Source organism: Caldimonas sp. KR1-144, from assembly GCF_049446155.1.
Lineage (GTDB): Bacteria > Pseudomonadota > Gammaproteobacteria > Burkholderiales > Burkholderiaceae_C > Rivibacter.
This window is the reverse complement of the sequence record NZ_JBMSEE010000006.1, coordinates 167,907-192,607: the sequence shown is the minus strand read 5'-3', so window position 1 is coordinate 192,607 and position 24,701 is coordinate 167,907. Positions and strand designations below refer to the sequence as shown.

The window sequence follows — 24,701 nt, the reverse complement described above, 5'->3', positions numbered from 1 at the left end:
GTTACCCCCTCACCCCAACCCTCTCCCCCTCGCGGGGGCGAGGGAGCACAGTGCGACCTGCTCCCTCTCCCGCGTGCGGCAGTCGGACAGCTCCCTCTCCCGCGTGCGGAGAGGGCCGGTGTGAGGGTCCGTCACGGCCATTGCCGACCTATGATCGCCGCCAAAGGCCACGCATGGTCCGCAAGCAGCACGCCCTCGCGAAGCTCTCGCCGCCGCGCCTGCACGACGTGCTGGCGCGCACGCGCCTGCTCCAGCTGCTCGACAAGGCCGCGCAGCACCCCGTGGTCTGGCTCGGCGCCCAGCCCGGCGCCGGCAAGACCACGCTCGCGGCGAGCTGGCTGCAAGCGCGCAAGCGGCCGCTGCTGTGGTACCAGGTCGACGCCGGCGACGCCGACGCGGCCTCCTTCGTCTACCACCTGTCGCTGGCCGCCGAGGAGCGCGCCGACACCAAGCGTGCACGCGAGCCGCTGCCGCTGCTGACGCCCGAGTACCTGCAAGACCTGCCCGGCTTCTCGCGCCGCTTCTTCCGCGCGCTGTTCGCGAGGCTGGAGCCCGACTGCGTCGTGGTCCTCGACAACTTTCAGGAAGCGCCGCCCGAGTCCGCCTTCCACCGCATGGTTGCCGAGGCCGCGGCGCAGCTGCCCGGCGAGATGCGCCTGCTCGTGCTCAGCCGCAGCGAGCCCGGCGCCGACTACGCGCCGCTGATCGCCGACGGCGCGATCGCCCTGCTCGACGCCGACGCGCTGCGGCTCACGCTGGCCGAGACGCGCGCGCTGGCTCGCAAGCGCGGCGTCGACGACGAGGCCCAGGTCGCCGCGCTGCACGAGCGCTCCAACGGCTGGGCCGCCGGCCTCACGCTGCTGCTCACGCGCACGCGCGCGGCGCATGCCGCCGATGCCGACGACGCCGAGTCGCTGCAGCATGTGTTCGGCTACTTCGCGCAGCGCGTCTTCGACGGCACGCCGCAGGCGCAGCGCGAGGCGCTGATGCGCATGGCCTTCGCGCCCAACCTGACGGCCGAGCTCGCCGAGCGCCTGAGCGGCCTGCCGGACGCGCCGCGCCTGCTCGAGCAGTTCCACAAGCGCCAGCTCTTCACCGACCGCCGCCGCATCGCCGCGCCCGCCGGCGCCCAAGTGCCCTCGCAACTGGTCTACCAGTTCCACGCGCTGTTTCGCACCTTCTTGCAGCATCGCGCGCAAGACGCCTTCGGCACCGACGGCTGCCGCCAGATCGCCCTTGGCACCGCGCAGGCGCTCGACGAGGCGGGCCAGTGGGAACCGGCGCTGGGCCTGTATGCGCAGTTCGGCGACGCGCCGGCCATCGGCCGCTTGCTGCTCGCGCATGCCGAAGGGCTCTTGCTGCAGGGCCGCCGCCAGACCCTGCTCGACTGGCTCGATCGCCTGCCGGCCGAGGCGCGCGAGCGCGAACCCTGGCTGGCCTACTGGGAAGGCCGCGCCTGCATGGCCACCGCCGCCGAGCGAGCGCTGCGCTGCCTGCAGGCCGGCCATGCGCGCTTCGACGCGCTGGGCGACGACGCCGGCCGGCTGGCCTGCGGCGCCGCGGTGGTGCAGACGCTCTGGTATGCGCGGCTGGGCTGGTCGGAGATCACGCCCTGGGTCGACCGCCTCGAATCGCTGATCCGCCAGCCGCTCGCCTTTCCGACGCCGGCGGTCGAGCTGCTCAGCATCTCGGCGCTGCACGCGGCCTTGGGCTTTTGCCGCCTCGCGCATCCGGCCCTGCGCGACCTGGGCCTGCGTCTGCTGGGCCTGCTCGACGACCGGCGCATCGACTGGAACCAGCGACTGTCGACCGCCACGCACCTGATCACCTGGCTGCACAACGCGGCCGAGTACGAGCTCGCGACGCAGCTCATCGCCAAGGTCGACCCGCTGGTCGATCGCCTGCCGGCCAGCGCGCTCAACCGCGCGTTCTGGTTCATCTTTCGCGCAATGCACGAGGTGCGCGCCGGCCGCTACGACGAGGCTTCGCAGGGCTTTCGGCGCGCGCAGGCGCTGGCGCACGACGAGGGCCTCGCGCACGCCGAGTTTGCCGCGCTGCAGTTCCACGCCTATCTCGACGTGCTGTGGGGCCGCCTCGACGCCGCGCAGCAGGCCTTGGCGCGCATGGAGGTCCATCCTGCGCGCGGCCACGCGGACGCCGAGCTCAACCTCGCGCAGGCGCAGGTCATGCTCGCGCAGCGGCGCGGCGACTTCCGCAGCGCACTGGCCCATGCCGAGCGCGCGGTGCAACTTGCCGAGCGCATCGGCGCGGCCTACTTCGTCGCGGTGTTCCCGGCGGTGATCGCCAGCGTGTTCACCGATGCCGGCCAGCCCGAGCGCGCGCTGGCGCTCGTCGAGCGCTCGCGCGAGATCGCGCGCGGCAGCTACCTCGAGAACATGGAGGCGCAGCTGCTGCTCGACGAGTCGCACGCGCTCAACGCGCAAGGCGACGCCGCGCGCGCCGAGGCCAAGCTGCGCGAGGCCTTCACGCTGGCCGCCAGCGCGCCGGCGCGCGCGGCCTATGTGCACCGCGTGATCGCGCGCAAGCCGGAGCTGCTGCTGCGTGCGCTGCAAGCGGGCATCGAGGTCGAGTTCGTGCGCGCGCTCGCCAAGCGCTGGCGCGTCGCGCCGCCGCCCAACGCGCCGGCAATCTGGCCGTGGCCGCTCAAGGTGCGCACGCTGGGTGGCTTCGAGGTCCTGGTCGACGAGCGGCCGATCGAGTTCGGCCGCAAGACGCCGCGCAAGACCCTGGCCCTGCTGAAGGCGCTGATCGCACGCGGCGGCAGCGCATCCGACGGCACGCTGATCGACAGCTTCTGGCCCGACGAGGACGGCGACGCCGCCGCGCGCTCGCTGGCCGCCGCGGTGCACCGGCTGCGCGGCCTGCTCGGCGAGTCGGACGCGGTGTCGCAGCAAGGCGGCCAGGTCACGCTCGACCGCAGCCGCGTGTGGGTCGATGCCTGGGCCTTCGAGCGCGCGCTCGCCGCCGGTCCGCAGGCACTGGACGAAGCACTGGCGCTGTACCGCGGCGCCTTCCTGGCCGAGGAAGAAGGCGAGGCCTGGCCCACGACGACGCGCGAGCGCCTGCGCAGCAAGTTCATCCAGGCCGTGGCCGGCCACGCGGCGCGGCTCGAATCGCAGCAGCGCGACGAGGAGGCCATCGCCTGGTACCTGCGCGGCCTCGACGCCGACAACGTGGTCGAGCCCTTCTACCAAGGACTGATGCGCTGCTACCACCGGCTCGACCGCCTGCCCGAGGCGGTGAGCGCCTACCGCCGGCTCAAGCAGACGCTGTCGATCACGCTGAGCCTGGCGCCGTCGGATGGGACCGAGAGGCTGTATCGCAGCTTGCGGCTGGGGTGACTGACGAAGGCCGAGCCGACGGGGCAAACGGCTCGGATGTCGCGCGGGGTGCTGCTCAGTTCAGCGCGGGGCTGCGCGCAGCGACAAGGCCCGCTGGCGGTGCCGCCGCAGTGGCCGATGGGCAACGAGCGGCTGCTTTGCGGGAGCGGTCACCCGGGTGGCTCAGGCAAGCAGCGGATATCGACCCAATCCGGCCACTCGGCCTATATCAACAGCGATCGGTCGCGCATCAGGTGCTTCGCCGGGTCCAGTTCGTCAAGCCCGTTCACACCGAGCATCGCCATGTCGCGGGAGATCTCGCTTGCCAGCAGATGAATGGCGTGGCTCACGCCAGCGTGTCCTGCGACGGCGGCGGCATAGGCAAACGGCCTCCCCACGAACACGAACCGGGCGCCCAGGGCGAGCGCCTTCAACACGTCGCTTCCGCGCCGTACGCCGCCATCCAGCATGACGGGAAACCCGGGGCATGCGGCGACCACGTCGGCGAGCACTTGAAGCGGTGACACGGCGCCGTCCAATTGGCGCCCGCCATGGTTGGACACGATGACCGCATCGGCGCCCTGCTCTCGAGCGGCCCTCGCGTCGTCGGCGCTGAGGATGCCCTTGACGACGAGACGGCCGCGCCACTGCTTGCGGATCAGCGCGAAGTGCCGCCAGTTCAAGTGGCCGCGGTCGGAGAAGTCGCGCTCGATATTCGGCGAGAGGATAGGCGCGCCGCGTGTCGCGTAGTTGTTCTCGAAGTGCGGCATTCCGTGGCGCAGGATGGTTCGCGCGAACGTTCCGAGCGACCAGCGTAGATGCGTGGCGCCGTCCCACGCAAGGCGAAGCGTCGGCCTCAAGGGCGTCGAAAATCCTGCCCGTACATTGTTCTCCCGGTTGGCGGCCACCGGTGTGTCGACCGTCAGCACCAGCGTGCTGAATCCGGCCCGCGCGACGCGCTCGATCAATGCCGTGATGGCGGGTTCATCGCCCGGCAGATAGGCCTGGAACCAGGCCTGTGGGTTGACGGCCGCAACCTCTTCGAGCCGGATCAACGACGAGCCGCTCATGATCATCGGCACGCCGGCCTGTGCAGCCGCCAAGGCGAGAACGATGTCGCCGCGGTAGGCCGTGAGTGCCGACAGGCCCAGCGGCGCGATGCCGAACGGCGCGCTGTAGGCCTGCCCGAGCACGCTGCGCTGCGTGCTGCGCCGCGAAATGTCGACCAGAACCCGCGGCACGAAGCGGTACCGGTCGAAGGCCTCGCGATTGCCGCGCAGCGAGAGGTTGGTCTCGGCGGCGCCCGCGATGTAGCCGAACAGGGGACGCGGCAAATGGGCGGCGGCGGCCCGTTCGAAGTCGTCGAGGCACAAGACCTTGCGCAGCGCGCGCGGCGGCTGCGGCGCGCGCGCACGCGCGGCCGAGTGGGTCTTCGGGGCGTCAGCCACCGGGTGCGCGGTGTTCGAATCCATAGAGTCGTTCGGGGTTCGTCACCAGCACCGCGTTCCGGACACCGGGATCCGGCAGCCACTGCGCCAGCAGATCCATCAGTTCGGCGTCGTCGGGCTTCTCTGCTTCGGTCGCGTGCGGCCAATCGGTCCCCCACAGCAGCCGATCCGGCCGCGCGGTAGCCCAGGCCTGGGCGTGGACCGCGAGGTCGGCATATGGCGGTCGGCTGTGCGAGGCCAGGTAGGCACCGGACAGCTTGACCCAGGTGTTGCCTCGCGCCAGCAGTCGCTGGATGCTGGCGGCCACCATCACCTCTTTCGACGGCTGGCTCGCCACCCGGCCCCAGTGGTCGAGCACGACCGGCACGGGCAGCGCCGCGATCAGGTCTTCGTGCGCCAGCAGTTCGTCGGGAGGAAGGTGCAGCTGCACGTGCCAGTCGAACGACTGGATCCTCGAGGCCACCGCCGACAGCATCCCGATCTGCGTCACGCCGCGCTGGACCAGGTTGAACCGCACACCTACGACGCGCTGGGCCGAGAGGGCCTGCAACTGATCGTCGGTCACTCGGTCGTCGATGACCGCGACACCGCGCGCGCTGGTTCCGGCCGCTGCGAGCGACTGCAGCAGCAGGCGGTTGTCCAGACCGTACACGGAGGGCTGGACGATCACGTGCCGCTGCAAGCCCAGGCGGGCCTGCAGCCGACGATAGGCCGCCAGACGCGCCGGTGCGTGGGTCAACACGGCAGTCCGCGCTGGCGGGAACGCATCGTCGAAGACGTGCATGTGGCAGTCGCACGCGCCGCGCGGCACCGCGATCGACGGCGGGCCCGAACCCGCCGAATGATCCGCGTCGCCCGGGTCGGCGGCCGGCACTGTGGTTCCCATCGCTACGGCTTGTAGGCCCGTGCCCAGAATGCGAGGGCCGATGCGTACTCCTTCGAGGCCTCGCTCAGCGTCGTCGGCGTGGCCTCCAGCGACAGGTCGGCCAGCTTGGTTCGCACCTCCGGTTCGGCCAGCGCCGCGCGCAGCGCCGCGTTGAACTTCTCGGCCATCGCCGAGGGCAGGCCCTTGGGGGCGAACACGGCGATCCAGCTGTCGACGTCGAGATCGGGATAGCCGAGCTCGTTGAACGTCGGAACGTCCGGCAGGTAGGCCGACCGCCGGCTGCCAGCCAGCGCAAGCACGACGACCTTGCCGGTCTTCTGCATGGCCGCGGCCTCGGGGGTGCCCGTGACGCCGGTCGACAGCTGGCCGCCCAGCAAGTGGGTCACCATCGGGGCCCCGCCGGCGTAGGGAATCGGCGTCATCTCGACGCCGCCCTTCTTCGCGATCACCGAGCCGATCATGGTCGGGATGCCGCCCGTCAGCGGGATGCCGAAGTTGCCGCGTGTCGCATCGCGCCGGACGTAATCGATGAACTGCGGCATGGTCTTCACGCCAGTGCTCGCCGGCGTGGACAGCGCCCACTGCAGGTTGGCGATCTTGCCCATGATCCCGAAGTCCTTCTCGGGCGAGTAGCCGACGTTCGGCGTGATGTGCGGCAGCACGACGAGCGGGTGTTCGGTCGTGACGAGGAAGACGCTGCCGTCGGCGGGTGCGCCCTTGACGGCCTGGGCACCGATCTGCCCGCCCGCACCGGGCTTGTTCTCGATGATGACGGTCTGGCCGAGGTCCTTGCCGATGCGCGTGGCCACCAGGCGGGCCAGTACGTCGGTCGCACCGCCGGCGCCGAAGGGCACCACGAAGCGGATCGGCTGCTTGAACTCCTGGGCCGACGCGGCCGAGGCCGCGATGCCCCAGCACAACGCCAGCAAGGCAGCGCGACGTGAACGCTTCATCTCTTGTCTCCTTCTTGGTTGTTGGATTAGGCCGATGGCGCGAGTCACGGTGCGGCCGAGCGCGTGCCGAGTTCGAAGCGGCTGTGGCTCAGCGCCGGATCGAACTCCCGGACCTCGACCTGACAGCCCAGCCGGCGCTGCGCGAACAGGGGCTGGAGCGGCGCGCAGAGCGTGTCGAACACGGCTCGCCCGATGGCCTGTTTGGTGGCCAGATCGCGTCCCGGTGAGATGCGCACGACGACCTGGACGAACGCCGCATCCTCGACTTCGTCGGCGACGCGAAACTGTTCGACGGACCGAGAAAAGGTCCGCACGCCCCAGCGCGGGAAATGGCCCGTGGCGAGAACCGCCTCGTGCACGAGCCCGACCAAGCGCTCGGCCTGCACGATGCGATCCAGGTTCGACGAGTAGTCGATCCGGACGTGCGGCATGGGTCACCGGACGATCGAGAAGACGCCGCTCGGGTGGTCAGTCGAGGGTGGCACCGGTGAGCTTCACCAGGCCCTCGTAGCGCACGAGTTCGCTGCGCCAGAACTTCGAGAAGTCCTCCGCACTGCCGCTGCGCACTTCGGCGCCGATGTCGGCGAGGCGCTTGGCGAGGTCACCCGACTTGAGTGCCTTGTTGACTGCCTGGTTCACCTTCGTGACGACCGGTGCCGGCGTGCCCGCCGGAGCGGCGACGCCGTACCACGCGTTCATGACCATGCCCTTGATGCCCAGCTCCTCGAAGGTCGGCACGTCCGGGATCAAGGGTTGGCGCTTGTCGGCGGCGACGGCCAGCGCGCGGATCTTGCCGCCCTTGATGTGGGAGAACGCGCCGGTGTCGAACATGAGGTCCAGCTGACCGCCCATCACGTCCGTCAGGGCCGGGCCGCTACCCTTGTACGGCACGTGCGTGATGTCCACCTTGGCGACCGACTTGAACAGTTCGCCGGCCAGGTGCGCGGACGCCCCGACGCCACCCGAGCCATACGAGAGCTTGCCCGGGGCCGCCTTGGCCGCCGCGATGATCTCCAGCGGCGACTTGAACTTCGACGCCGCCGGAACCACCAGAACGCTGGGAATCAGCGCCACCGACGCCACCGGCGTGAAGTCCTTGACCGGATCGAAGCCCGTCTTCTTGTACAGGTAGGGATTCGCCACGTTGGTGGAACTCGTGGCCAGCAGCAACGTGTAGCCGTCGGGTGCCGAGCGGATGAACTGCTGGGTGCCGATGTTGCCGCCGGCACCGGCGACGTTCTCTACGTAGACGGTATGGCCGAGTTCGGTCGTCAGGGCCTGCGCCACGGCGCGTCCGACCGCATCGGCGCCCCCGCCGGCCGGCCAGGGCACCACGAGGCGGATCGACTTTTCGGGGTAGCCCTGCGCGTGCGCGACGGGCGCGAAGGCGGCAGCGGCGAGAAGGATCGCCGCGCAGCGGCGGTTCAGGTCAGCCATGGAAGTCTCCGTTGGGTTGTCAGGTTCAATAAGTCAATCGAGGCCGAGGCGGCGCAGCGTCGGCATCAGGCCCAGCAGGTCGGCCGTCGTTGCGCCCTGGGCAATGGCCTCACGCATGCGGGCTTCCTTGTCTTCCCGCTCGAGCGCAGCGGCGAGCACGGCATCGACGCGATCGGCCGGAACGACCGCGACGCCGTCACGGTCCCCCACGACGATGTCGCCGGCATGGATCCCGACCTCACCGATGCTGATCGGCACGTTGATGCGACCGGGCTGGTTCTTCGCAGTGCCCTTGATCGACAGGCCACGACACCACACCGGAAAGCCGGCGTCCACGATGGCCTGCGCGTCGCGCACGGCGCCGTTGATCACCAGGCCAGCGATGCCGATCCTCTGCGCCATCGCGGTGAGTACGTCACCCCAGGGGCCTGCTTCGACGAAGGCCTTCACGTCGACGACCAGCACATCGCCGGGCCGTGCCTTCAGCAAGGCGTAGTGCAGCATCAGGTTGTCGCCGGGACGCATGTCCACGGTCAGCGCCGGTGCGGCCACGCGTGAGCGCGGGTCGAGCGGCTTGATGCCGTGGTCGAGGGCGCCGAACGCGCCTTGCGCCTCGTAGACGGTGGCGGAGCCGAGATCCCGCAGGGCGGCGAGTTGGGCGTCGGTGGGTCGTGTCGAGGTCATCCGCGCAGTGTCGTGCAGTGAATCCATGGATAAAAGCGCTTCTTTCTGGACGTATATTCAGAAACGATGAAGATCAACCAGGTCCGGTGCTTCTGCGAGGTTGTCGACACGGGCACCCTGGCGCGTGCGGCCGAACGACTGCACATTGCCGCCACCGCCATCAGCATGCAGATCGCGCAGCTGGAACAGGAGTTCGGCGGCGAACTGTTCGACCGCCGCGTCAAGCCGATGGCGCTGACCGCGCTGGGACGCTTCTTCCTGCCGCGTGCCCGCGAGTTCCTGGCGACAGCCGAACGGCTCGAGCAGGACACGCAGGACATGGCTGCCGGCAAGCACGGGTGGCTCGGCATCGGCTTCGTGCGCTCGCTGATCTACTCCGTCGTGCCGGCGGCGGTGCAGGCCTTCCGGCGCGATCACCCGGACGTGAAGCTCGAGCTGGTCGAACTGCTGTCGGAGGTGCAGCCGGAACATCTGCGCAACGAGCGCATCCAGATCGGCTTGTCGCGCCTGGTCGGCGCCTTCGAGCCCCAGGCGGGGCTGCACTACACGCCGCTGTTCGACGACCCGTTCGTGGCCGCCGTGCCCATGCATCATCCGCTGGGCAGGCGCAAGACCGCGGCGCTGGCGCAGCTGGAGGCGCTGCCGCTGATCAGCTTTCCCAGGGATCGGACCAGCGGCTATGCCTCGTATGTGCAATCCCTGCTGCGCGAGCACGGCGCGCGCCCACGCATCGGCCACGAGGCCATCGAGATCCACACGGCGCTGGGGCTCGTGGCGGCCGGACTGGGCTACGCCGTGGTCGGCGCGTCGGTGGCGACCCGCGGGCCGCAGGACGTGAGGTATCTGTCGCTGCCGGAGATCAAGTCCGTCGCTCGGATCGTTGCCGTGTCGCGTGAGGGTGAGCAGAGCGCGCCGGCCGCCACCATGCTCGCCACGCTGCGCACGCTCGAACTGCAGCCAGCTGGCGTCACGCCACGGCGTCCGTCTGGAACGTAGAGCCGAAGTCGCAGCTGTCCTGGGCCAGCATGACCAGCGACGCGAGCAATGTGCTGCGCCGCTCGCTCTTGTAGAGCGCCGCGTACGGCGCCTCCGGCAGATCCGGCGTCACCTCCACCACCTCGAGAAGGCCGGCGTCCACCATCGGCGACAGGCACTTGCGGGGCATGTAGCCAATGCCGAATCCCGAAACGGCCAGGCCCAGCAGCGCCACGAGGCTGTTGCTGGTCAGCGTGTTGGCCGGGCGCACGCCGATCGACTTGAACCACCGCTCGTACAGCAGGCCTGTCCCGGAGCGGTCGCCCTGAGTGAGCAGCCGGTGCGTGGCGAGCTCGTGGATGCGCAGCGGCCGTTTCGCGCTCACCATGCCCGGCTTGCACATCCACGCGTTCTCCACCGTGCCGACCCGCTTGCTGGTGAAGCGGCTGTCGTCGAAGGCATCGGGCACGATGATCAGTTCCACCTCGTCGGCGAGCAGCTTGTCGCGCAGCGCGGTGCTCATGTCGACGTCGGGCTCGATCACGACCCGCGGATAGCACTGCTGGATCACGTTGACGAAGCGCGGCAGCCAGGTCATCGCGGTGAGCTCGGTGACGCCGATGCGCACCCGGCGCTCGACGACCTCCGGCCGCTGGAACCGCTCGACGGCCGCGTCGCGTTGCTCCAGCAGGCGCTTGGCGACCATGAACATCTCTTCGCCCTTCTCGGTCAGCCGTGCGGCACGCAGCGACCGATCGAAGAGCGGGATGTCGAACAAGGCTTCCAGTTCCTGCACCCGCTTGGAGACGGCCGACTGCGTCGTGTGCAACTTCTGCGCGGCGGGCGAGAAACCACCCAGTTGCACCACCCAGTACAGGGCCTCGATCTGCTTGAACGTCAACACGGTGCACCGCCTCCGCGAAAACCCGGTTCACATGCCGCGTCGGCATGCGCTTCGATTCGGAAATATCGCTTTTTTTCTCCTGTCGGTCCACCCAAACTTCGTCCAGTCCCATGCGGACCCGACCCTCTGCCAACCGTTCATCCCCGGAGTTCTTCATGAACAAGACCCTCGCCTCCTGCCTGGCCGCTGTCGCACTGGTCGCCGCATCGGGCGCCGCGCAGGCCGACCAGCTCGCCGACATCAAGGCACGCGGCACGCTCGTCTGCGGCACGCTCGGAACCGCGGAACCGTTCAGCTTCCCGAACCCGCAGACGCGCGAGGTCCAGGGCTACGACGTCGACTTCTGCAACGCCATCGCGAAGAGCCTCGGCGTCAAGCTCGAGTTGAAGCTGATCGCCGTCGCCGCCCGCATCCCCGAGCTCCAGCAGGGGCGCGTCGACGTCATCGCCGCGAACCTCGGCTACACGCCGGAGCGCGCGGAACAGATCGCCTACAGCGACGGCTACTACTCCAGCCTGCAGAAGGTCGGTGTCCGGCGCGATCTGGGCCTGAAGGCGGTGAACGATCTGGCAGGCAAGCGTGTCAGCGCACCGAAGGGATCCACGTCCGAGATGGCGGTCAAGAAAACGCTGCCGACGGCCACGACCATGACGTTCCAGGATCCGCCGGCGGCCTTCCTGGCCATGCAGCAGGGCAAGGTCGAAGGCTTCGCGATCTCCGAGATCATGCTCGTGAAGTTCAAGCAGCAGGTCGAGTCGACGACGCCCATCGACATCCTCGAGCCGCCCCTGATGCAGGAATACTGGGGCGTCGGCATGCGCAAGGAAGAGACGGCGCTGATCAAGCACGTCAATGCGACGCTCGAGTCGATGGAGAAATCGGGCGAGGCCGCCAGGATCTTCGATAAGTGGCTCGGCGCCGGCACGCCCTACGGCCTGAAGCGCGGCTTCAAGATCGAGCCGATCAAGGGCTGAGCGCGGCACGGCCCATCACGAGGAGCCTCGATGAGCCTCAAGCTGGACTTCAGCATCCTGGCGAAGCCGGACGTCACGGCCCAGATCCTGAACGGGGTCGTGACCATGCTGGAGCTCACGGCGCTGGCCTGGCTGCTCGCGATGGCGGTCGGCACGCTCCTGGCCACGCTTCGCATGAGCGGCAACCGCTGGGCCGAAGGGTTCGTCGCCGCCTATGTGGAGGTGCACCAGAACGTCCCGATGCTGGTGCAGATCTTCCTGTGGTACTTCGGCGTTCCGGCGCTGCTGCCCCCCGGGGTGCAGCACTGGGTCAACGCGCACCACAGCGAGTTCCTGTTTGCGTTCATCGCGGTGGGCCTGTGCATGGGTGCGTACATGTCGGAGGACCTGCGCGGCGGCATCCGGTCGATCCCGAAGTCGCAGCTCGAGGCCTCACGTGCCCTGGGCCTGAGCTACCTGCAGGCCACCCGTCTCGTGGTTCTGCCGCAGGCGATCCGCATCGCACTTCCGACGCTGGTGAACCACACGGTCCTGCTCTTCAAGAACACGAGCCTGGCGATGGCGATCGGCGTCGCGGAGATGACCTACGCGGCGCGCGAGATCGAGAGCCAGTCGTTCCGGACCGTGGAGATCTACCTGCTCGCGACGGCGGTGTACCTGGGCATCTCGCTGCTGATCATGACCGGCGGCTCCATGCTGGAAGCTCGCTTCCGCCTGAAGACACGGTGAGCCGACATGGGTGACTTCGTTTCCATCCTCGCCGACAACTGGGTGCTGCTGCTGGTCGGGCAGTACCCGAGCGGCCCGCTGGGCGGCCTGGCGATCACGTTCATCCTGTCGGTGCTCGGCCTGGCACTGGCCTTTCCGCTCGGCGTGCTGATCGCGCTGGCGCGGGTCAGTCCACTCGCCTGGCTGCGAAGGCCGGCGACGGTGCTGGTGTACGTGGTGCGCGGCGTGCCGCTCATCATGTTCATCTTCTGGGTGTACTTCTTCCTGCCGGTGATGACCGGCCACACGGTGAGCGGCTTCACGACAATGCTGGTCACGCTGGTCATCTACCAGGCCGCCTACCTCGCGGAGATCGTGCGCGCCGGCATCGAAGGCCTGCCCAAGGGCCAGACCGAAGCCGCCCGGGCGGTCGGCCTGAGCTACATGCAGACGACCACCAAGGTGATCCTTCCTCAGGCCCTCTACAACATGGTGCCGGCGATGCTGAGCCAGTTCGTCTCGACGATCAAGGAGACTTCGCTGGGGTACGTCATCAGCGTCAACGAGCTGACCTTCGCCGCGAACCAGATCAACAACACTCTGCTGACGAAGCCGTTCCAGGTCTACGTGATCCTCGCGGCCATCTACTTCGTGCTCTGTTTCTCGCTGACGCAGGTGGCCCGGATGCTGGAGCGCCGCATCGCCGCGCGTCGGGCCGGCGTCGTGTCGGCCAAGGCAGAACCCGCACCGCAGCCCCAACCCGTCGTCTGACCGTCGTCGAACGCACCTGTGATCGGAGTTCTTCCGCCATGAGCGCAACCCTCTCGCCGGCCCATGGGGCCATGATCGCCTTCCAGGGCGTCAACAAGTGGTACGGGCCGTACCACGCCCTCAACGACGTGACGGCCCAGGTGCGCAAAGGTCAGGTCGTCGTGGTCTGTGGGCCTTCGGGCTCGGGCAAGTCCACGCTGATCCGCACGGTGAACCGGCTCGAGGACATTCAGAACGGCCGCATCGAGTTCGACGGACAGGACGTGCACGCCCCTGCACTCGACCTCAACCGATTCCGCAGCCATGTCGGCTTCGTCTTCCAGAGCTTCAACCTGTTTCCGCACCTGTCGGTGGCCGAGAACATCGCCCTGGCACCGGTGAACGTCCTGAAGAAGTCGCGCAAGGAGGCACGCGAGCGGGCTCTCCAGCTTCTGTCCCGAGTGGGCCTGGCGGCCAAGGCGGACGCCTATCCCGGGCAACTTTCCGGCGGGCAGCAGCAACGTGTGGCGATCGCACGGGCGCTGGCGATGGACCCGCCGGCCATGCTGTTCGACGAGCCGACGAGCGCGCTCGACCCAGAGATGGTCGGCGAGGTGCTCCAGGTGATGAAGAGCCTGGCACGCGACGGCATGACGATGATCTGCGTCACCCACGAGATGAACTTCGCCCGCGAGGTGGCCGACGAGGTCTGGTTCATGGATCACGGCGTGCTGGTGGAGACCGGCAAGCCCGAAGACTTCTTCGCCCATCCGCGCAGCGACCGGGCGCGCAAGTTCCTGTCCGACCTGCGCTCGCACTGACGGACAACGTCGAACCGATCCACCGATGGCGACCGCCTCCATACGCGAGGGCGTCATTCGCCGTCGAAACTTCTAAGGACCCTATGCACCATCCCCACGGCCGGCTGTTCCCCGATGCCTTGCAGCGGGAGATCAAGGACCGTTTCCATTTCGTCGACCACGACCCGAGCGGCCGCGAACGCCTGTTCTTCGAGAACGCGGGCGGGTCCCTGCGGCTGAAGTCGGTCACCGCAAGGGCAGCGGCCGTGGATGCCATCCCCGACTGCCCGGAGCGCATCCATGCGGTCGCTGTGCAACTGCAGGACATCCAGCAGCGCGGCACCGACGATGTGCGCACGGTTCTCAATGCCCGCGGTGGCGCCGTCTATGCTTCGCTGACGGCCTCCGGCGGCATGTTCGCCGTGGTTCGCGCCATCGCCGAGAACGTGCCCGGCACCAACATGGTGACGACGGTTCTGGAGCACCCGTCGGCCTACGACGCCATCAGCCAGTATGCGGAACGCACCGGCCGTGAGCTTCGCGTCGTGCCGAGCAACCCGCAGACCGGCGGCATCGACGCCGACGAAGTGGTGAAGCGCATCGATGCCGGCACCTGTCTGCTCAGTGTGATCTACGCATCCAACATCTCGGGCGCGAAGGTGGACGTCGATGCCATCGTCCGCAAGGCAAGGGCGATCAAGCCGGACCTGTTCATCGTCGTGGACGCGGTGCAGCACGCGCCGCACGGGCTCATCGACCTGCAGAAGACGCCTGTCGATGCCATGAACTTCGCTCCGTACAAGTTCTTCGGCGCCCGTGGATCCGGCTTCACCTGGCTGTCGGATCGTGCTGCCGTGCTGCGCCACGACAAGCTGTCGGGCAAGAAGGCGGACTTCTGGGACTTGGGCAGCGCAGCACCCTGGCAGTTCGCCGCGGTGACCGAGATCGTCGACTATGTCTGCTGGCTGGGCAGGCGTTCCACGGAAAGCGCGGACCGCCGCGCGCAGTTCGAGCAGGGCATCGAAGCCATCGAACTGCACGAACGGGCACTTCTGCATCGTTTGCTCGACGGCGCCGACGGCGTCCAAGGGTTGCGCCAGCTCGGCGGCGTGACGGTCCATCTCGACCACCCAGACCTCGCACGGCGCGACCTGATCCTGGCCATCGGCATCGAAGGGCTGGAGCACACGCAGGCCGTGCGCGAATACGAGAAGAGGGGCATCATCGTCTACGAACGCGTTGCCTCGAGCATCTACTCGCGCCGCATGCTCGAATCGTTCGGCATGACGGGCGCCATCCGCGTCTCGCCGCTGCACTGCCATGCCCCATCGGACATCGATCGTTTTCTTCACGTCACGGGCCAGATCGCGGCTGAACAGCGCGCACCGGCCACGCATGTCGGAGTCGCGCTGTGACGGCACCTGAAGTCCCGGCGATGACGGCCGACGACCTCATCGCCCTGGCGCGCTCGTTCCACGCCCAGGCCGATTGTCCGGACTGCTCGTCGCTCGTGTGCCCGGGATGGGAGTCGGTTCCCGGTGGCTTTGATCGGTCAAAGCTGCGTTTGGTCGGCACCTTGCGTGACCCCGCCAACGAGAACCCCACGCTTGCGGAGTACCACCCGGCTGGAACGCATGGATGGTCCGCCGACGCACCGATCGCCATCGAGTGGTTCCCGTACAACCGCTGTGACGTCTGGCGGTGCATCGGTTGCGGTCGACCGTTTCTGCGCTATACCGAGTTCGGTGGTTACTACACGGACGAGCGGATCCGCGATGTCCGGGAGCATCTGATCGAGCGACTTGCAGCAGATCCAGGAGTTGTTTGAACAACGGGGCATAGCAACGACCGCTTCGCGGGTGTCCGGCCCACAGGCCGCTCCTGGCCGGCTCTTGCCCTTGGCCGACAAGAGCCCACAGCCTTGAAGGACCGCCTCCAGTCCCGGCCGCGCCCTCCCACCGCCGGCGCCTTCCCGCCCTTCGCGCGACCTACGCCTCAAAGCGCCCCGCGGCGTCGCGATCGCGCTCGCGCCGTCTCGTAAGCGGAAACGTCGGCAACCAGGACTCGCGACGGACGATCCAGCTTTCGTAGGTGGGCATCAGTTGATCAGGGGCGTCCAGAGGGATCCCAGGCTCACTTCGATTTCGTCAGCGGTGGTGCGCGCGAAGACGGGCGACCCACGGCGCGGACAGAAGTGCCCCCCGGCGTCGTCGCGCGCTTCGCCGTCGATCGTCACCGCATCCTGAGGGAACACCGCGCTGGCGTGAAAGAGCGCCCCATGATGCTTGCGGCAGTCGAGACAGTGACAAAGGCCGACCCGGAATCGGCGGCCCGATGCCACCACCTGCACGCCGCCGCACAGGCAGGCGCCCGTGAATCGGTGCGTGCCGCATCTCCTTGAAGATCCAGCCGACGGCAGGTTTCCAACGAGCCCTGTCGGGCGTCCACCAGGCAACGCGTCGGGACGACGCGCCTGCGGCCAGTTCGCGAATAAGTAGCGAATAAGTAGGACCCCCATTCCTACAGTGCCTCCCAAGGTTTTCCGGGAGTCACCGTGCGAGAGATCCACAGCTACGTCATCCGCGTCTACCGGCGCGACGCCGACGCCGTCGCCGGCCTGGTGGAAGACGTCGGCACCAGCCGCGTCGCGCCCTTCCAGTCGCTTGCCGAGCTGTGCGAGCTGCTCGCCGGCCGCAAGCCCTTTCCGCGCCGCCGCACCACCGACCACGCACCGGCCAAGCCGGCGGCGTGAGCCTTCCACCCTCGTTCGAGACAGGTTCGCCATGCCGACACGCCATCCGATCCTTCTGGCCGCCCTCGCCGCGGCGCTGTGCGCCGCTTGCGCCAGCAAGCCCTCCACGAACGCCGCCGCGCGCGACTGCACCCGGCTCGACCAGGACATCGCGCTGGCCGAGCAAGGCCGCCGCGAGGCGCAGGAGAACGAAGACAAGGCCTGGGACATCCCGATCCCGCTGATCGGCGCCGGCCGCTACGCGTTCTCCAAGGCCAGCCTCGCCAAGGCCGACAAGCAGCTCGGCGACCTGCACGCCGAGTCGGCCCGGCTGGGCTGCACGGCGGCCGGCTCCAACACGACCACGACCACGTCGAGGAACCCATGATCACGCCGCTTCGCCCTTCCCTCCTCGCGCTGGCCCTGCTGCCGCTGCTGCCCGCCTGCGGCTCGCGCGACGAGCCCGCGCCCGAGCCGCTGCGCCCGGTGCGCAGCATCGTCGTCGGCGCGAGCGCGGGCTCGGTCGGCGCCACGTATGCCGGCACGATCGCCGCGCGCCACGAAAGCAAGCTCGGCTTCCAGGCCTCGGGCAAGCTGGTCGCGCGCCACGTCGAGCTGGGCAGCCGCGTCAAGCGCGGCCAGGTGCTGATGCGGCTGGACCCGGCGCAGGAGTCGCTGCACGTCGTCTCGGCCACCGCCGACGTCGATGCCGCCACCAGCCGCGTCGCGCAGCTGCGCGTGGACCTCGGCCGCACCGAGCAGCTGCTGGCGCGCAACTTCGCCTCGCAGGCCGAGCTGGACCAGCAGCGCCAGGCGCTGGCCGAGGCCGAGTCGCAGCTCAAGTCGGCCCGCGCGCGCCAGCAGATCAACCTCAACCAGCGCGGCTACACCGAGCTGGTGGCCGACCGCGACGGCGTCGTCACGGCGATCAACGCCGAGGCCGGCCAGGTGGTGTCGGCCGGGCAGCACGTGGTCACGGTGGCGGCCGACGGCGAGCGCGAGGTCGCGGTCAGCGTGCCCGAGTCGCGCGTCGACGAGCTGCGCCGCGCGAAGACGCTCGAGGTCTCGCTGTGGGCCGCGCCCGGCAAGCGCTTCGCGGGCACGCTGCGCGAACTCGCACCCGAGGCCGACCGGCTCACGCGCACCTATGCCGCGCGCATCGCCGTCAAGGACGCCGGCGACGCGCTGATGCTGGGCATGACGGCCTCCGTCTTCACGCCCAACGTGGCCGGCGCGAGCGCGATTCGCGTGCCGCTGTCGGCGGTCTACAGCCGCGACGGCCGCACGCTGGTCTGGCTGGTCGACGCCAAGACCTCGCAGGTGCGCACGCAGGCCGTCGAGCTCGGCGCCGCGCACAACGACGAGGTGCTGGTCGCCAAGGGTCTTTCCGGCGGCGAGACCGTGGTCACGGCCGGCGTGCACCGGCTGCACGAAGGCCAGCGCGTCGCGATCGCCAACGCGCCGCTCGCCGCCAAGGAAGCCCAGCGATGAACCGCCTCAACCTCTCCGCGTGGGCGCTGCAGCACACGCAGATGATCGCCTTCCTGCTGGTGCTCCTGAGCCTGGGCGGCGTGCTCGCCTACGGCCAGCTCGGCCAGAAGGAAGACCCCGAGTTCACCGTCAAGACCATGGTGGTGCAGGCCGCCTGGCCCGGCGCCTCCGCGCAGCAGATGGCCGAGCAGGTGACCGACAAGCTCGAGAAGAAGCTGCAGGAGATCGCCGAGGTCGACTACACCAGCAGCTTCTCCAAGCCCGGCGTCGCGCAGGTCAAGGTCAACCTGCGCGAGGCGACTTCGCCCGAGGCCGTGCCCCAGGTCTGGTACCAGGTGCGCAAGAAGCTCGGCGACATCCAGCACACGCTGCCGCAGGGCGTGAAGGGCCCCTTCTTCAACGACGAGTTCGGCGACACCTTCGGCAATCTCTACGCGATCACCGGCGACGGCTTCTCCGACGCCGAGCTGCGCGAGATCGCCGATGCCGCGCGCAGCGAGTTCCTGCGCGTGGCCGACGTCAACAAGGTCGACTTCGTCGGCGCGCAGGACGAGACGATCTACGTCGAGACCTCGAACGCCAAGCTCGCCTCGCTGGGCATCGATCCGCAGCTGATCGCCGTCACCCTGGCGCAGACCAACGCGGTCGGCGCGGCCGGCACGGTGCAGACCGCGAGCGAACAGGTGCGCCTGGCGGTGAGCGGCGCGTTCGACTCGGTGGAGAGCATCCGCGACATCGGCATCCGCGCCGGCGACCGCACGTTCCGCCTCGGCGACATCGCCGAGGTGAAGCGCGGCATCGCCGACCCGGCCACGCAGCGCATGCGCTTCAACGGCGACAACGCGATCGGCCTGGCGGTCAGCATGCGCAAGGGCGGCGACGTGATCCGCCTGGGCGAGCAGCTCTCGGCCACGGTGTCGCGCCTGCAGGCCGGCCTGCCGGTGGGCGTGGAGATCCACGCGGTGAGCGACCAGCCGCGCGTCGTGAAGGAGTCGGTGCACGAGTTCAAGAAGAGCCTGCTCGAGGCGGTGGTGATCGTCCTCGTGGTGAGCTTCTTCTCGCTGGGCGTGCGCAGCGGCCTGGTGGTCGCGCTGTGCATCCCGCTGGTGCTGGCGATGACCTTCCTGGTGATGTACTTCCTCGGCATCGAGCTGCAGCGCATCTCGCTGGGCGCGCTGATCATCTCGCTGGGCCTCCTGGTCGACGACGCGATCATCGCGGTCGAGATGATGGCGCTCAAGCTCGAGCAGGGCTGGGACAAGTTCCGCGCCGCGACCTACGCCTACACCGCGACCGCGTTCCCGATGCTGACGGGCACGCTGATCACCGCGGCCGGTTTCCTGCCGGTGGGCTTTGCGAAATCGGGCGCCGGCGAGTATGTGTTCTCGCTGTTCCAGGTGGTGGGCATCTCGCTGATCCTGTCGTGGATCGTCGCGGTGCTGTTCACGCCCTACATCGGCTTCAAGCTGCTCAAGGAGCACGCGGGCGGCCACGTCGACGAGGACGCGGTCTATGCCAAGGGCTTCTACGCGCGCTTTCGCACGCTGGTGGGCTGGTGCCTGGCGCGAAGGCGCTGGGTGATCGGGGCAACCCTGGCGGCGTTCGCGGGCTCGATGGCGCTGTTCGGCGCGGTGCCCAAGCAGTTCTTCCCGGCCAGCGACCGGCCCGAGCTGATGGTCGACCTGTGGCTGCCGCAGGCGGCGAGCTTCGAGGCCAGCCTGCGCGAGGTGCATGCGCTCGAGGCGCTGCTGAAGAACGACGAGGACGTGCTCGCCGTGACCAGCTACGTCGGCAACGGCAGCCCGCGCTTCTACCTGCCGCTCGACGTGCAGACGCCCAACCTCAACCTCGGCGAGCTGATGGTGATGACCAAGGGCGGCGAGGCGCGCGAGCGCGTGCTGGCCAGGATCCAGAACGCGCTGGACACCGGCTTTCCGCTCGTGCGCGGGCGCGTCAACCGGCTCGAAAACGGGCCGCCGGTGGGCTATCCGGTGCAGTTCCGCGTCTACGGCCCGGACGGTGCCAAGCTGCAGACCATCGCCGACCAGGTTGCCGCGGCGATGCGCGCCAACCCGCACGTGCGCGCCGTCAACCAGGACTGGGGCGAGCGACTCAAGCGCCTGCGCGTCGAGGTCGACCAGGACAAGGCGCGCCAGCTCGGCATCAGCTCGCGCGAGGTGCAGCAGGCGCTGCAGGCCGCGCTCTCCGGCACCAGCGTCACCGACTACCGCGAGGCCGACAAGAACATCGACGTCGTCGCGCGCCTGGTCGCGCACGAGCGCGGCGACCTCAACACGCTCAAGGACACCCGGCTGTACCTGCGCGACGGGCAGTTCGTGCCGCTGTCGCAGGTCGCGAGGTTGTCGATCGACACCGAAGAGAGCGTGATCTGGCGCCGCAACCGCGTGCCGACGCTGACGGTGCGCGCCGACGTGTCCGGCGCCGAGGGCCCCGACGTCACGCTGGCGCTCAAGCCGCAGATCGACGCGATCGGCGCGAAGCTGCCGATCGGCTACGGCATCGAGGTCGGCGGCGCGCTCGAGTCGAGCGGCAAGTCGCAGGCCTCGATCTTCGCGGTGATGCCGCTGATGCTGGTGGCCGTGCTGCTGCTCTTGATGCTGCAGCTGCAAGACATCAAGAAGATGGCGCTGGTGCTCCTGACCGCGCCGCTGGGGCTGATCGGCGTGGCGCTGATGCTGGCGGCGTTTCGCATCCCGTTCGGCTTCGTCGCGATGCTGGGCGTGATCGCGCTGGCCGGCATGATCATCCGCAACTCGGTGATCCTGGTGGTGCAGATCGACCACGAGGTGCAGGCCGGCGCGGCGCTGTGGGACGCGATCGTCGAGTCCACCGTGCGGCGCGTGCGCCCGATCGTGCTGACCGCGCTGGCCGCGATCCTCGCGATGGTGCCGCTCACGCGCTCGGTCTTCTGGGGCCCGATGGCCTGGTCGATCATGGGCGGGCTCCTCGTCGCCACGCTGCTGACCCTTCTCTTCCTGCCGGCGCTGTACGCCAGCTGCTACGGCGCCAAGCCGCCACGCGCCGCCTGAGGCGCGCGCATCCACGCACGGGAGCACTCCATGTTCCGATTCAAGCCGGTCGCACGGGCGGCCGCCGTGGCCTCGCTCGTCCTGATGAGCACGCACGGCCACGCGCTCGACCTGATGGGCTCGTACCTGAAAGCCCTGGACCACGATCCGACGATCCGCGCCGCGCACGAGGCGGCCGCCGCCGGCCGCGAGCAGGCGGTGCAAGGCGATGCGCTGCTCAAGCCGCGCATCTCGCTGAGCGCCGGCGTCACGCGCGTCGAGGACCGCTCCTCCCAACCCGAGCTGCCGCCGGCGCTCGCCGGCCTGGTGCGCAGCGACAGCGGCAACAACGTTGCGCAGGCCGGCGTGACGCTGGTGCAGCCGCTGTACGACGCGCAGCGCAGCGCCAACCGCGAGCAGCTGCACCAGCAAAGCGAGCTGTCCGAGATCAGCCACCGCCACGCGCAGCAGGAGCTGATGCAGCGCGTCAGCGAGGCCTACTTCGGCGTGCTGCTGGCGCAGGAGACGCTGCGCAGCGTTCAAGGCGAGCTGGCCGCGGTGACGATGCAGCGCGACCGCGCGCAGGCGCGCTTCGACGTCGGCCGCGGACGCATCACCGACCTCCAGGAAGCCCAGGCGCGCCTGGACAGCGTGCTCACGCGCGAGGTCTCGGCGCAAAGCACGCTGGCGACGCGCCAGGCGCAGTACGAGGAGCTGACCGGCGCGCCCGCGACCGGCCTGGCGCCCTTGCGCGAGGACTTTCGCCCCGCGCCGCCGCAGCCCGACAGCCTCGCGGCCTGGCAGCGCCGCGGCGAGGAGAACAACGCGCGCGTGCTGGCCAAGGAGCGCGAGCTCGCGATCGCGAGCGCCGAGATCGGGAAGCACAAGCTCAGCGGGCGGCCGACGCTCGACCTCGTCGCCGGCTACAGCGCGCGCCACCAGAGCGGCACGTCGTCGTCGCTCACGCCCGACAGCAACCGCCAGGCCACGGTGGGCGTGCAGATCAACATCCCGCTGTATGCCGGCGGCGCGATCCAGTCGCGCGAGCGCGAATCGATGAGCAAGCAGCGCCAGGCCGAGCAGGAGCTCGGCGCCGCGCGCCGCGACGCGCGGCTCGCCGCCAACGACGCCTACCTCGCGGTCAAGACCGGCGTTTCGCGCATCGCCTCGCTGGAGCAGTCGCTGCGCTCGGCGCGCACCGCGCTCGAAGCCACGACGCTCGGACGCGACGTCGGCAGCCGCACCGAGCTCGACGTGCTCGACGCGCAGCAGCGCGTCTTTGCCGCCGAGCGCGACCTCGCGCAAGCGCGCAACGACCACCTGCTCGGCCGCGTGCGGCTCGCGCTGGCCGCCGGCGAGCTGCAGGAGGGCGACCTGCAGGCGCTCAACGCCTACCTCGCCCGCTGAGTCTCCACCCCATCCGAACCGCCATGGACATCGACGTCTTTCCTCCACAAGAGCTCGACACCGTGCTGCGCGTGCTGCGCACCGCGCTCGAGCCGGAAGCACCGCTCGACGCGCGCGAGCGCGCCTTCCTCGACACCTATGCGCTGATCACCGCTCACCCGCTGCCGCCCGGCGACCCGGCACCGATCGACGCGCGCGAGGTGCGCATCGGCAACGCCCACGCGCGCAAGCGGCTGGTGCAGCTTGCCGCGGTGGCCGCGCTGCTGAGCTGCCCCTTGAAGCCCGGCTCGGTGGCCTTCGTGCGCGAGCTCTCGCGCGCGATCGGCACGCGCGACGGCGTGGTCGACGTGCTGGCTGCGCTGCTGCAGGGCCGCACCGGCCGCGTGCGCTTTCTCGCGATGCGCCGCGGAATGCGCGCGATGCTCAAGGAGGCCTGGTTCAGCGAAGGCCTGCGCGGCGTGCTGCGCTACGTGGCCGCGCTGGCGCTGAAGGCGCCGGTCAACCGCGACCAGCATCAGCGCTTTCGCCGCCTGGGCCTGCTGCCCGAAGGCACGCTGGGCCGCGCCTACTGGACGCTGATGACCGAGCAGGGCTTCGGCTTTCCCGGCGAGCCGGGCGGCATCCCAGCCACCCTGGTCTACCACGACCTCGGCCACGTGCTCGCCGGACACGCGGCCACGCCGCTCGGCGAGATCCAGCAAGGCAGCTTCCAGGCCGGCAACCGGCGCGAGGACGGCTTCTTCTTCCTGCAGTTCGTGCTGCTGCAGTTCCACCATGGCATCCGCATCACGCCGGCGACGCCCGGCGTGACCGGCCAGTTCGATCCGCGCCGCGTGCTGTGGGCGATCCACCGCGGCGCGAAATGCCCGATCGACATGACGCACGGCTGGGACTTCTGGCCGCTGATGAACCTGAGCCTCGACGAGGCGCGCGCGCAGTGCGGGCTGCTGCCGCCGCTGCCGCCTTTCCAACAGCCCCGAGCGGCCGACCTCATGGCCGCATGACCGCCCCCACCCGTGCAAGGAGACCGACGATGACCACCCTGATCCCCGTTCGCACCGCGGCCCTCGTGGCCGCGCTGATCGCCGCCGGCTGCGCGAGCAGCGGCCCGCACACGCGCATCGACCTCGACCCGGCGGCCGACCTGCGCAGCTACAAGAGCTTCGCGTTCTACGAGCCCGCGCCCGGCCGCGGCGCGCGCTATGCCACGCTGACAACGCAGCGCCTGCGCGAGTCGACACGCGCCCAGCTCGAGAAGCAGGGCTACGTGCAGGTGGCGCCGCCGCAGCAGCCCGACCTGCGCGTCAACGTGGCGCTGCAGGTCGACCAGAAGCAGGAGCTGCGTTCGTCGCCCTCGGGCGCGGCGGGCCCGCACGGCTGGCGCGCGTGGTCGGGCGCGAGCCAGCTCGAGACGCAGAACTACCGCGACGGCACGTTGGTCGTCGATCTCGTCGACGCACGGCGCAATGCGCTGGTCTGGCGCGGCGTCGCCGAGGGGCGCGTGGATGCCAAGGCGATGCAGGAGCCCGGCGCGGCGATCGAGGCCGCGGTGGCCGAGCTCTTCGAAGGCTTTCCAAACGGCCGGCAGCAGGGGAAGTGAGATGAGACTGCAACGCTTCTTCGCCGCCGCGCTGCTCGCGCTCGGCCTCACCGCCGCGCAGGCCGCGGCGCCATCTGCATCGCCGGCCGCGCCGACGCTGTCGCAGGTGTTCAAGCGCGTCGGCCCGGCGGTCGTCGTGGTGCGCACGCGCGAGCACGTGGCGGTGCGCGGCCCCGGCGGCGAGCGCAGCACCAGCGCCGGCGGCATCGGCTCGGGCGTGCTGGTCAGCACCGACGGCAAGGTGGTCACCGCCGCCCACGTGGTGCAGATCGCCGACGACGTCGAGGTCGAGTTCCCCGGCGGCGTGGTCGTGCCCGCGCGCGTGATCGCCTCGGACCAGCCGGCCGATGTGGCGCTGCTGCAGCTGCAACAGGTGCCCAAGGGCGTGACGCCGGCGAAGCTGGGCGACTCCGACCGCGCCGAGGTCGGCGATCCGGTCTTCATCGTCGGCGCGCCGCTGGGCATCACGCACACGCTGACCGTGGGCCACGTGAGCGCGCGCCGCCAGCCCAACGCGACCTACGGCGGCCTGGTCACGGCCGAGCTGTTCCAGACCGACGCCGCGATCAACCAGGGCAATTCG

The 24,701-nt window shown here is 69.6% G+C and carries 23 protein-coding genes and 1 pseudogene; 16 read left to right on the top strand and 8 right to left on the bottom strand.

The annotated features are described in order from the left end of the window. Positions 1–173: 173 nt before the first annotated feature. Positions 174–3,362 carry a BTAD domain-containing putative transcriptional regulator gene (locus ACO2TI_RS15675; protein ID WP_423285730.1) on the top strand — a complete coding sequence of 1,063 codons (3,189 nt, stop codon included), beginning with the start codon at positions 174–176 and terminating at the stop codon, positions 3,360–3,362. A 203-nt stretch (positions 3,363–3,565) separates the two neighbouring features. Here ACO2TI_RS15675 and ACO2TI_RS15670 read toward each other — a convergent pair whose 3' ends face one another. Genes ACO2TI_RS15670 through ACO2TI_RS15645 form a run of 6 tightly spaced genes read right to left on the bottom strand, consistent with a single transcriptional unit; the run spans position 3,566 to position 8,776 of the window. Continuing rightward, positions 3,566–4,813, bottom strand: coding sequence for an alpha-hydroxy acid oxidase (locus tag ACO2TI_RS15670; RefSeq protein WP_423285728.1), 1,248 nt, complete (start codon positions 4,811–4,813; stop codon positions 3,566–3,568). After that, positions 4,782–5,675, bottom strand: coding sequence for an amidohydrolase family protein (locus ACO2TI_RS15665; protein ID WP_423285726.1), 894 nt, complete (start codon positions 5,673–5,675; stop codon positions 4,782–4,784). The genes ACO2TI_RS15670 and ACO2TI_RS15665 overlap by 32 nt, the downstream gene beginning before the upstream one ends. A 2-nt stretch (positions 5,676–5,677) precedes the next feature. Next, positions 5,678–6,628 (bottom strand): Bug family tripartite tricarboxylate transporter substrate binding protein, encoded by a 951-nt coding sequence (locus ACO2TI_RS15660; RefSeq protein ID WP_423285724.1) that lies wholly within the window; start codon positions 6,626–6,628, stop codon positions 5,678–5,680. Positions 6,629–6,672: 44 nt separating this feature from the next. Continuing rightward, positions 6,673–7,059 (bottom strand): 5-carboxymethyl-2-hydroxymuconate Delta-isomerase, encoded by a 387-nt coding sequence (locus ACO2TI_RS15655; protein WP_423285722.1) that lies wholly within the window; start codon positions 7,057–7,059, stop codon positions 6,673–6,675. Between the two features lie 37 nt (positions 7,060–7,096). After that, positions 7,097–8,065, bottom strand: a complete 969-nt coding sequence (locus ACO2TI_RS15650) for a Bug family tripartite tricarboxylate transporter substrate binding protein (protein WP_423285720.1) — start codon at positions 8,063–8,065, stop codon at positions 7,097–7,099. A 33-nt stretch (positions 8,066–8,098) separates the two neighbouring features. After that, the gene (locus ACO2TI_RS15645) at positions 8,099–8,776 is read right to left on the bottom strand and encodes a 4-carboxy-4-hydroxy-2-oxoadipate aldolase/oxaloacetate decarboxylase (RefSeq protein WP_423285718.1); all 678 of its coding nucleotides are present in this window, start codon (positions 8,774–8,776) and stop codon (positions 8,099–8,101) included. A 39-nt stretch (positions 8,777–8,815) separates the two neighbouring features. Here ACO2TI_RS15645 and ACO2TI_RS15640 point away from each other — a divergent pair, with 39 nt between their 5' ends. Further along, positions 8,816–9,745 (top strand): LysR family transcriptional regulator, encoded by a 930-nt coding sequence (locus ACO2TI_RS15640; RefSeq protein WP_423285716.1) that lies wholly within the window; start codon positions 8,816–8,818, stop codon positions 9,743–9,745. Here the strand turns inward: ACO2TI_RS15640 and ACO2TI_RS15635 are convergent. Further along, positions 9,717–10,625, bottom strand: coding sequence for a LysR family transcriptional regulator (locus ACO2TI_RS15635; protein WP_423285893.1), 909 nt, complete (start codon positions 10,623–10,625; stop codon positions 9,717–9,719). The two genes, ACO2TI_RS15640 and ACO2TI_RS15635, sit on opposite strands and share 29 nt — an antisense overlap. 158 nt (positions 10,626–10,783) lie before the next feature. On the opposite strand from ACO2TI_RS15635, the gene ACO2TI_RS15630 reads away from it, so the two are divergent. The 6 genes from ACO2TI_RS15630 to ACO2TI_RS15605 all read left to right on the top strand — a co-directional run bounded on the left by ACO2TI_RS15630 (position 10,784) and on the right by ACO2TI_RS15605 (position 15,688). Next, positions 10,784–11,602, top strand: a complete 819-nt coding sequence (locus ACO2TI_RS15630; protein WP_423285892.1) for an ABC transporter substrate-binding protein — start codon at positions 10,784–10,786, stop codon at positions 11,600–11,602. A 30-nt stretch (positions 11,603–11,632) separates the two neighbouring features. Then, entirely contained in the window at positions 11,633–12,331 is a 699-nt protein-coding gene (locus ACO2TI_RS15625; RefSeq protein ID WP_423285714.1) for an amino acid ABC transporter permease, read from the top strand. Between the two features lie 6 nt (positions 12,332–12,337). After that, complete coding sequence (locus ACO2TI_RS15620; protein ID WP_423285712.1) at positions 12,338–13,081, top strand: amino acid ABC transporter permease; 744 nt, start codon at positions 12,338–12,340, stop codon at positions 13,079–13,081. 71 nt (positions 13,082–13,152) lie between these two features. Next, on the top strand, positions 13,153–13,881 hold the full coding sequence (locus tag ACO2TI_RS15615) for an amino acid ABC transporter ATP-binding protein (RefSeq protein WP_423285891.1): 729 nt from the start codon (positions 13,153–13,155) through the stop codon (positions 13,879–13,881). An 83-nt stretch (positions 13,882–13,964) separates the two neighbouring features. Beyond that, positions 13,965–15,275: an aminotransferase class V-fold PLP-dependent enzyme gene (locus ACO2TI_RS15610; protein WP_423285710.1), complete on the top strand. Its 1,311-nt coding sequence runs from the start codon at positions 13,965–13,967 to the stop codon at positions 15,273–15,275. 20 nt (positions 15,276–15,295) lie between these two features. Continuing rightward, on the top strand, positions 15,296–15,688 hold the full coding sequence (locus ACO2TI_RS15605) for a hypothetical protein (protein ID WP_423285709.1): 393 nt from the start codon (positions 15,296–15,298) through the stop codon (positions 15,686–15,688). A 270-nt stretch (positions 15,689–15,958) separates the two neighbouring features. Here the strand turns inward: ACO2TI_RS15605 and ACO2TI_RS15600 are convergent, their stop codons facing one another. Then, positions 15,959–16,378, bottom strand: coding sequence for a GFA family protein (locus ACO2TI_RS15600; RefSeq protein ID WP_423285707.1), 420 nt, complete (start codon positions 16,376–16,378; stop codon positions 15,959–15,961). A 36-nt stretch (positions 16,379–16,414) separates the two neighbouring features. Between ACO2TI_RS15600 and ACO2TI_RS15595 the strand changes: the two genes are divergently transcribed. The 8 genes and pseudogenes from ACO2TI_RS15595 to ACO2TI_RS15560 all read left to right on the top strand — a co-directional run. After that, entirely contained in the window at positions 16,415–16,612 is a 198-nt protein-coding gene (locus ACO2TI_RS15595; protein WP_423285706.1) for a hypothetical protein, read from the top strand. A gap of 31 nt (positions 16,613–16,643) precedes the next feature. Continuing rightward, positions 16,644–16,979: a hypothetical protein gene (locus tag ACO2TI_RS15590; protein ID WP_423285704.1), complete on the top strand. Its 336-nt coding sequence runs from the start codon at positions 16,644–16,646 to the stop codon at positions 16,977–16,979. Next, entirely contained in the window at positions 16,976–18,082 is a 1,107-nt protein-coding gene (locus ACO2TI_RS15585) for an efflux RND transporter periplasmic adaptor subunit (RefSeq protein ID WP_423285702.1), read from the top strand. Before ACO2TI_RS15590 ends, ACO2TI_RS15585 begins: the two co-directional genes overlap by 4 nt. Further along, positions 18,079–21,132, top strand: coding sequence for an efflux RND transporter permease subunit (locus ACO2TI_RS15580; RefSeq protein ID WP_423285700.1), 3,054 nt, complete (start codon positions 18,079–18,081; stop codon positions 21,130–21,132). The genes ACO2TI_RS15585 and ACO2TI_RS15580 overlap by 4 nt, the downstream gene beginning before the upstream one ends. A 30-nt stretch (positions 21,133–21,162) precedes the next feature. After that, a complete protein-coding gene (locus ACO2TI_RS15575; RefSeq protein ID WP_423285699.1) occupies positions 21,163–22,518 on the top strand; it encodes a TolC family outer membrane protein in 1,356 nt (451 codons plus the stop codon). Between the two features lie 23 nt (positions 22,519–22,541). Then, positions 22,542–23,522, top strand: a complete 981-nt coding sequence (locus tag ACO2TI_RS15570; protein WP_423285697.1) for a hypothetical protein — start codon at positions 22,542–22,544, stop codon at positions 23,520–23,522. 29 nt (positions 23,523–23,551) lie between these two features. Beyond that, entirely contained in the window at positions 23,552–24,118 is a 567-nt protein-coding gene (locus ACO2TI_RS15565) for a DUF4136 domain-containing protein (RefSeq protein ID WP_423285696.1), read from the top strand. Further along, positions 24,024–24,698 (top strand): annotated as a pseudogene (locus ACO2TI_RS15560) (S1C family serine protease); the annotation flags it as partial. The gene ACO2TI_RS15565 and the pseudogene ACO2TI_RS15560, both read left to right, overlap by 95 nt. Between the last annotated feature and the right edge of the window lie 3 nt (positions 24,699–24,701).

Bases quoted from the DNA above. Each gene is read 5' to 3' on its own strand.
- ACO2TI_RS15675 (WP_423285730.1), top strand. From the start codon at position 174: ATGGTCCGCAAGCAGCACGCCCTCGCGAAGCTCTCGCCGCCGCGCCTG.
- ACO2TI_RS15670 (WP_423285728.1), bottom strand. From the start codon at position 4,813: ATGGATTCGAACACCGCGCACCCGGTGGCTGACGCCCCGAAGACCCAC.
- ACO2TI_RS15665 (WP_423285726.1), bottom strand. From the start codon at position 5,675: ATGGGAACCACAGTGCCGGCCGCCGACCCGGGCGACGCGGATCATTCG.
- ACO2TI_RS15660 (WP_423285724.1), bottom strand. From the start codon at position 6,628: ATGAAGCGTTCACGTCGCGCTGCCTTGCTGGCGTTGTGCTGGGGCATC.
- ACO2TI_RS15655 (WP_423285722.1), bottom strand. From the start codon at position 7,059: ATGCCGCACGTCCGGATCGACTACTCGTCGAACCTGGATCGCATCGTG.
- ACO2TI_RS15650 (WP_423285720.1), bottom strand. From the start codon at position 8,065: ATGGCTGACCTGAACCGCCGCTGCGCGGCGATCCTTCTCGCCGCTGCC.
- ACO2TI_RS15645 (WP_423285718.1), bottom strand. From the start codon at position 8,776: ATGGATTCACTGCACGACACTGCGCGGATGACCTCGACACGACCCACC.
- ACO2TI_RS15640 (WP_423285716.1), top strand. From the start codon at position 8,816: ATGAAGATCAACCAGGTCCGGTGCTTCTGCGAGGTTGTCGACACGGGC.
- ACO2TI_RS15630 (WP_423285892.1), top strand. From the start codon at position 10,784: ATGAACAAGACCCTCGCCTCCTGCCTGGCCGCTGTCGCACTGGTCGCC.
- ACO2TI_RS15625 (WP_423285714.1), top strand. From the start codon at position 11,633: ATGAGCCTCAAGCTGGACTTCAGCATCCTGGCGAAGCCGGACGTCACG.
- ACO2TI_RS15620 (WP_423285712.1), top strand. From the start codon at position 12,338: ATGGGTGACTTCGTTTCCATCCTCGCCGACAACTGGGTGCTGCTGCTG.
- ACO2TI_RS15615 (WP_423285891.1), top strand. From the start codon at position 13,153: ATGATCGCCTTCCAGGGCGTCAACAAGTGGTACGGGCCGTACCACGCC.
- ACO2TI_RS15610 (WP_423285710.1), top strand. From the start codon at position 13,965: ATGCACCATCCCCACGGCCGGCTGTTCCCCGATGCCTTGCAGCGGGAG.
- ACO2TI_RS15605 (WP_423285709.1), top strand. From the start codon at position 15,296: ATGACGGCCGACGACCTCATCGCCCTGGCGCGCTCGTTCCACGCCCAG.
- ACO2TI_RS15600 (WP_423285707.1), bottom strand. From the start codon at position 16,378: ATGGGGGTCCTACTTATTCGCTACTTATTCGCGAACTGGCCGCAGGCG.
- ACO2TI_RS15590 (WP_423285704.1), top strand. From the start codon at position 16,644: ATGCCGACACGCCATCCGATCCTTCTGGCCGCCCTCGCCGCGGCGCTG.
- ACO2TI_RS15585 (WP_423285702.1), top strand. From the start codon at position 16,976: ATGATCACGCCGCTTCGCCCTTCCCTCCTCGCGCTGGCCCTGCTGCCG.
- ACO2TI_RS15580 (WP_423285700.1), top strand. From the start codon at position 18,079: ATGAACCGCCTCAACCTCTCCGCGTGGGCGCTGCAGCACACGCAGATG.
- ACO2TI_RS15575 (WP_423285699.1), top strand. From the start codon at position 21,163: ATGTTCCGATTCAAGCCGGTCGCACGGGCGGCCGCCGTGGCCTCGCTC.
- ACO2TI_RS15570 (WP_423285697.1), top strand. From the start codon at position 22,542: ATGGACATCGACGTCTTTCCTCCACAAGAGCTCGACACCGTGCTGCGC.
- ACO2TI_RS15565 (WP_423285696.1), top strand. From the start codon at position 23,552: ATGACCACCCTGATCCCCGTTCGCACCGCGGCCCTCGTGGCCGCGCTG.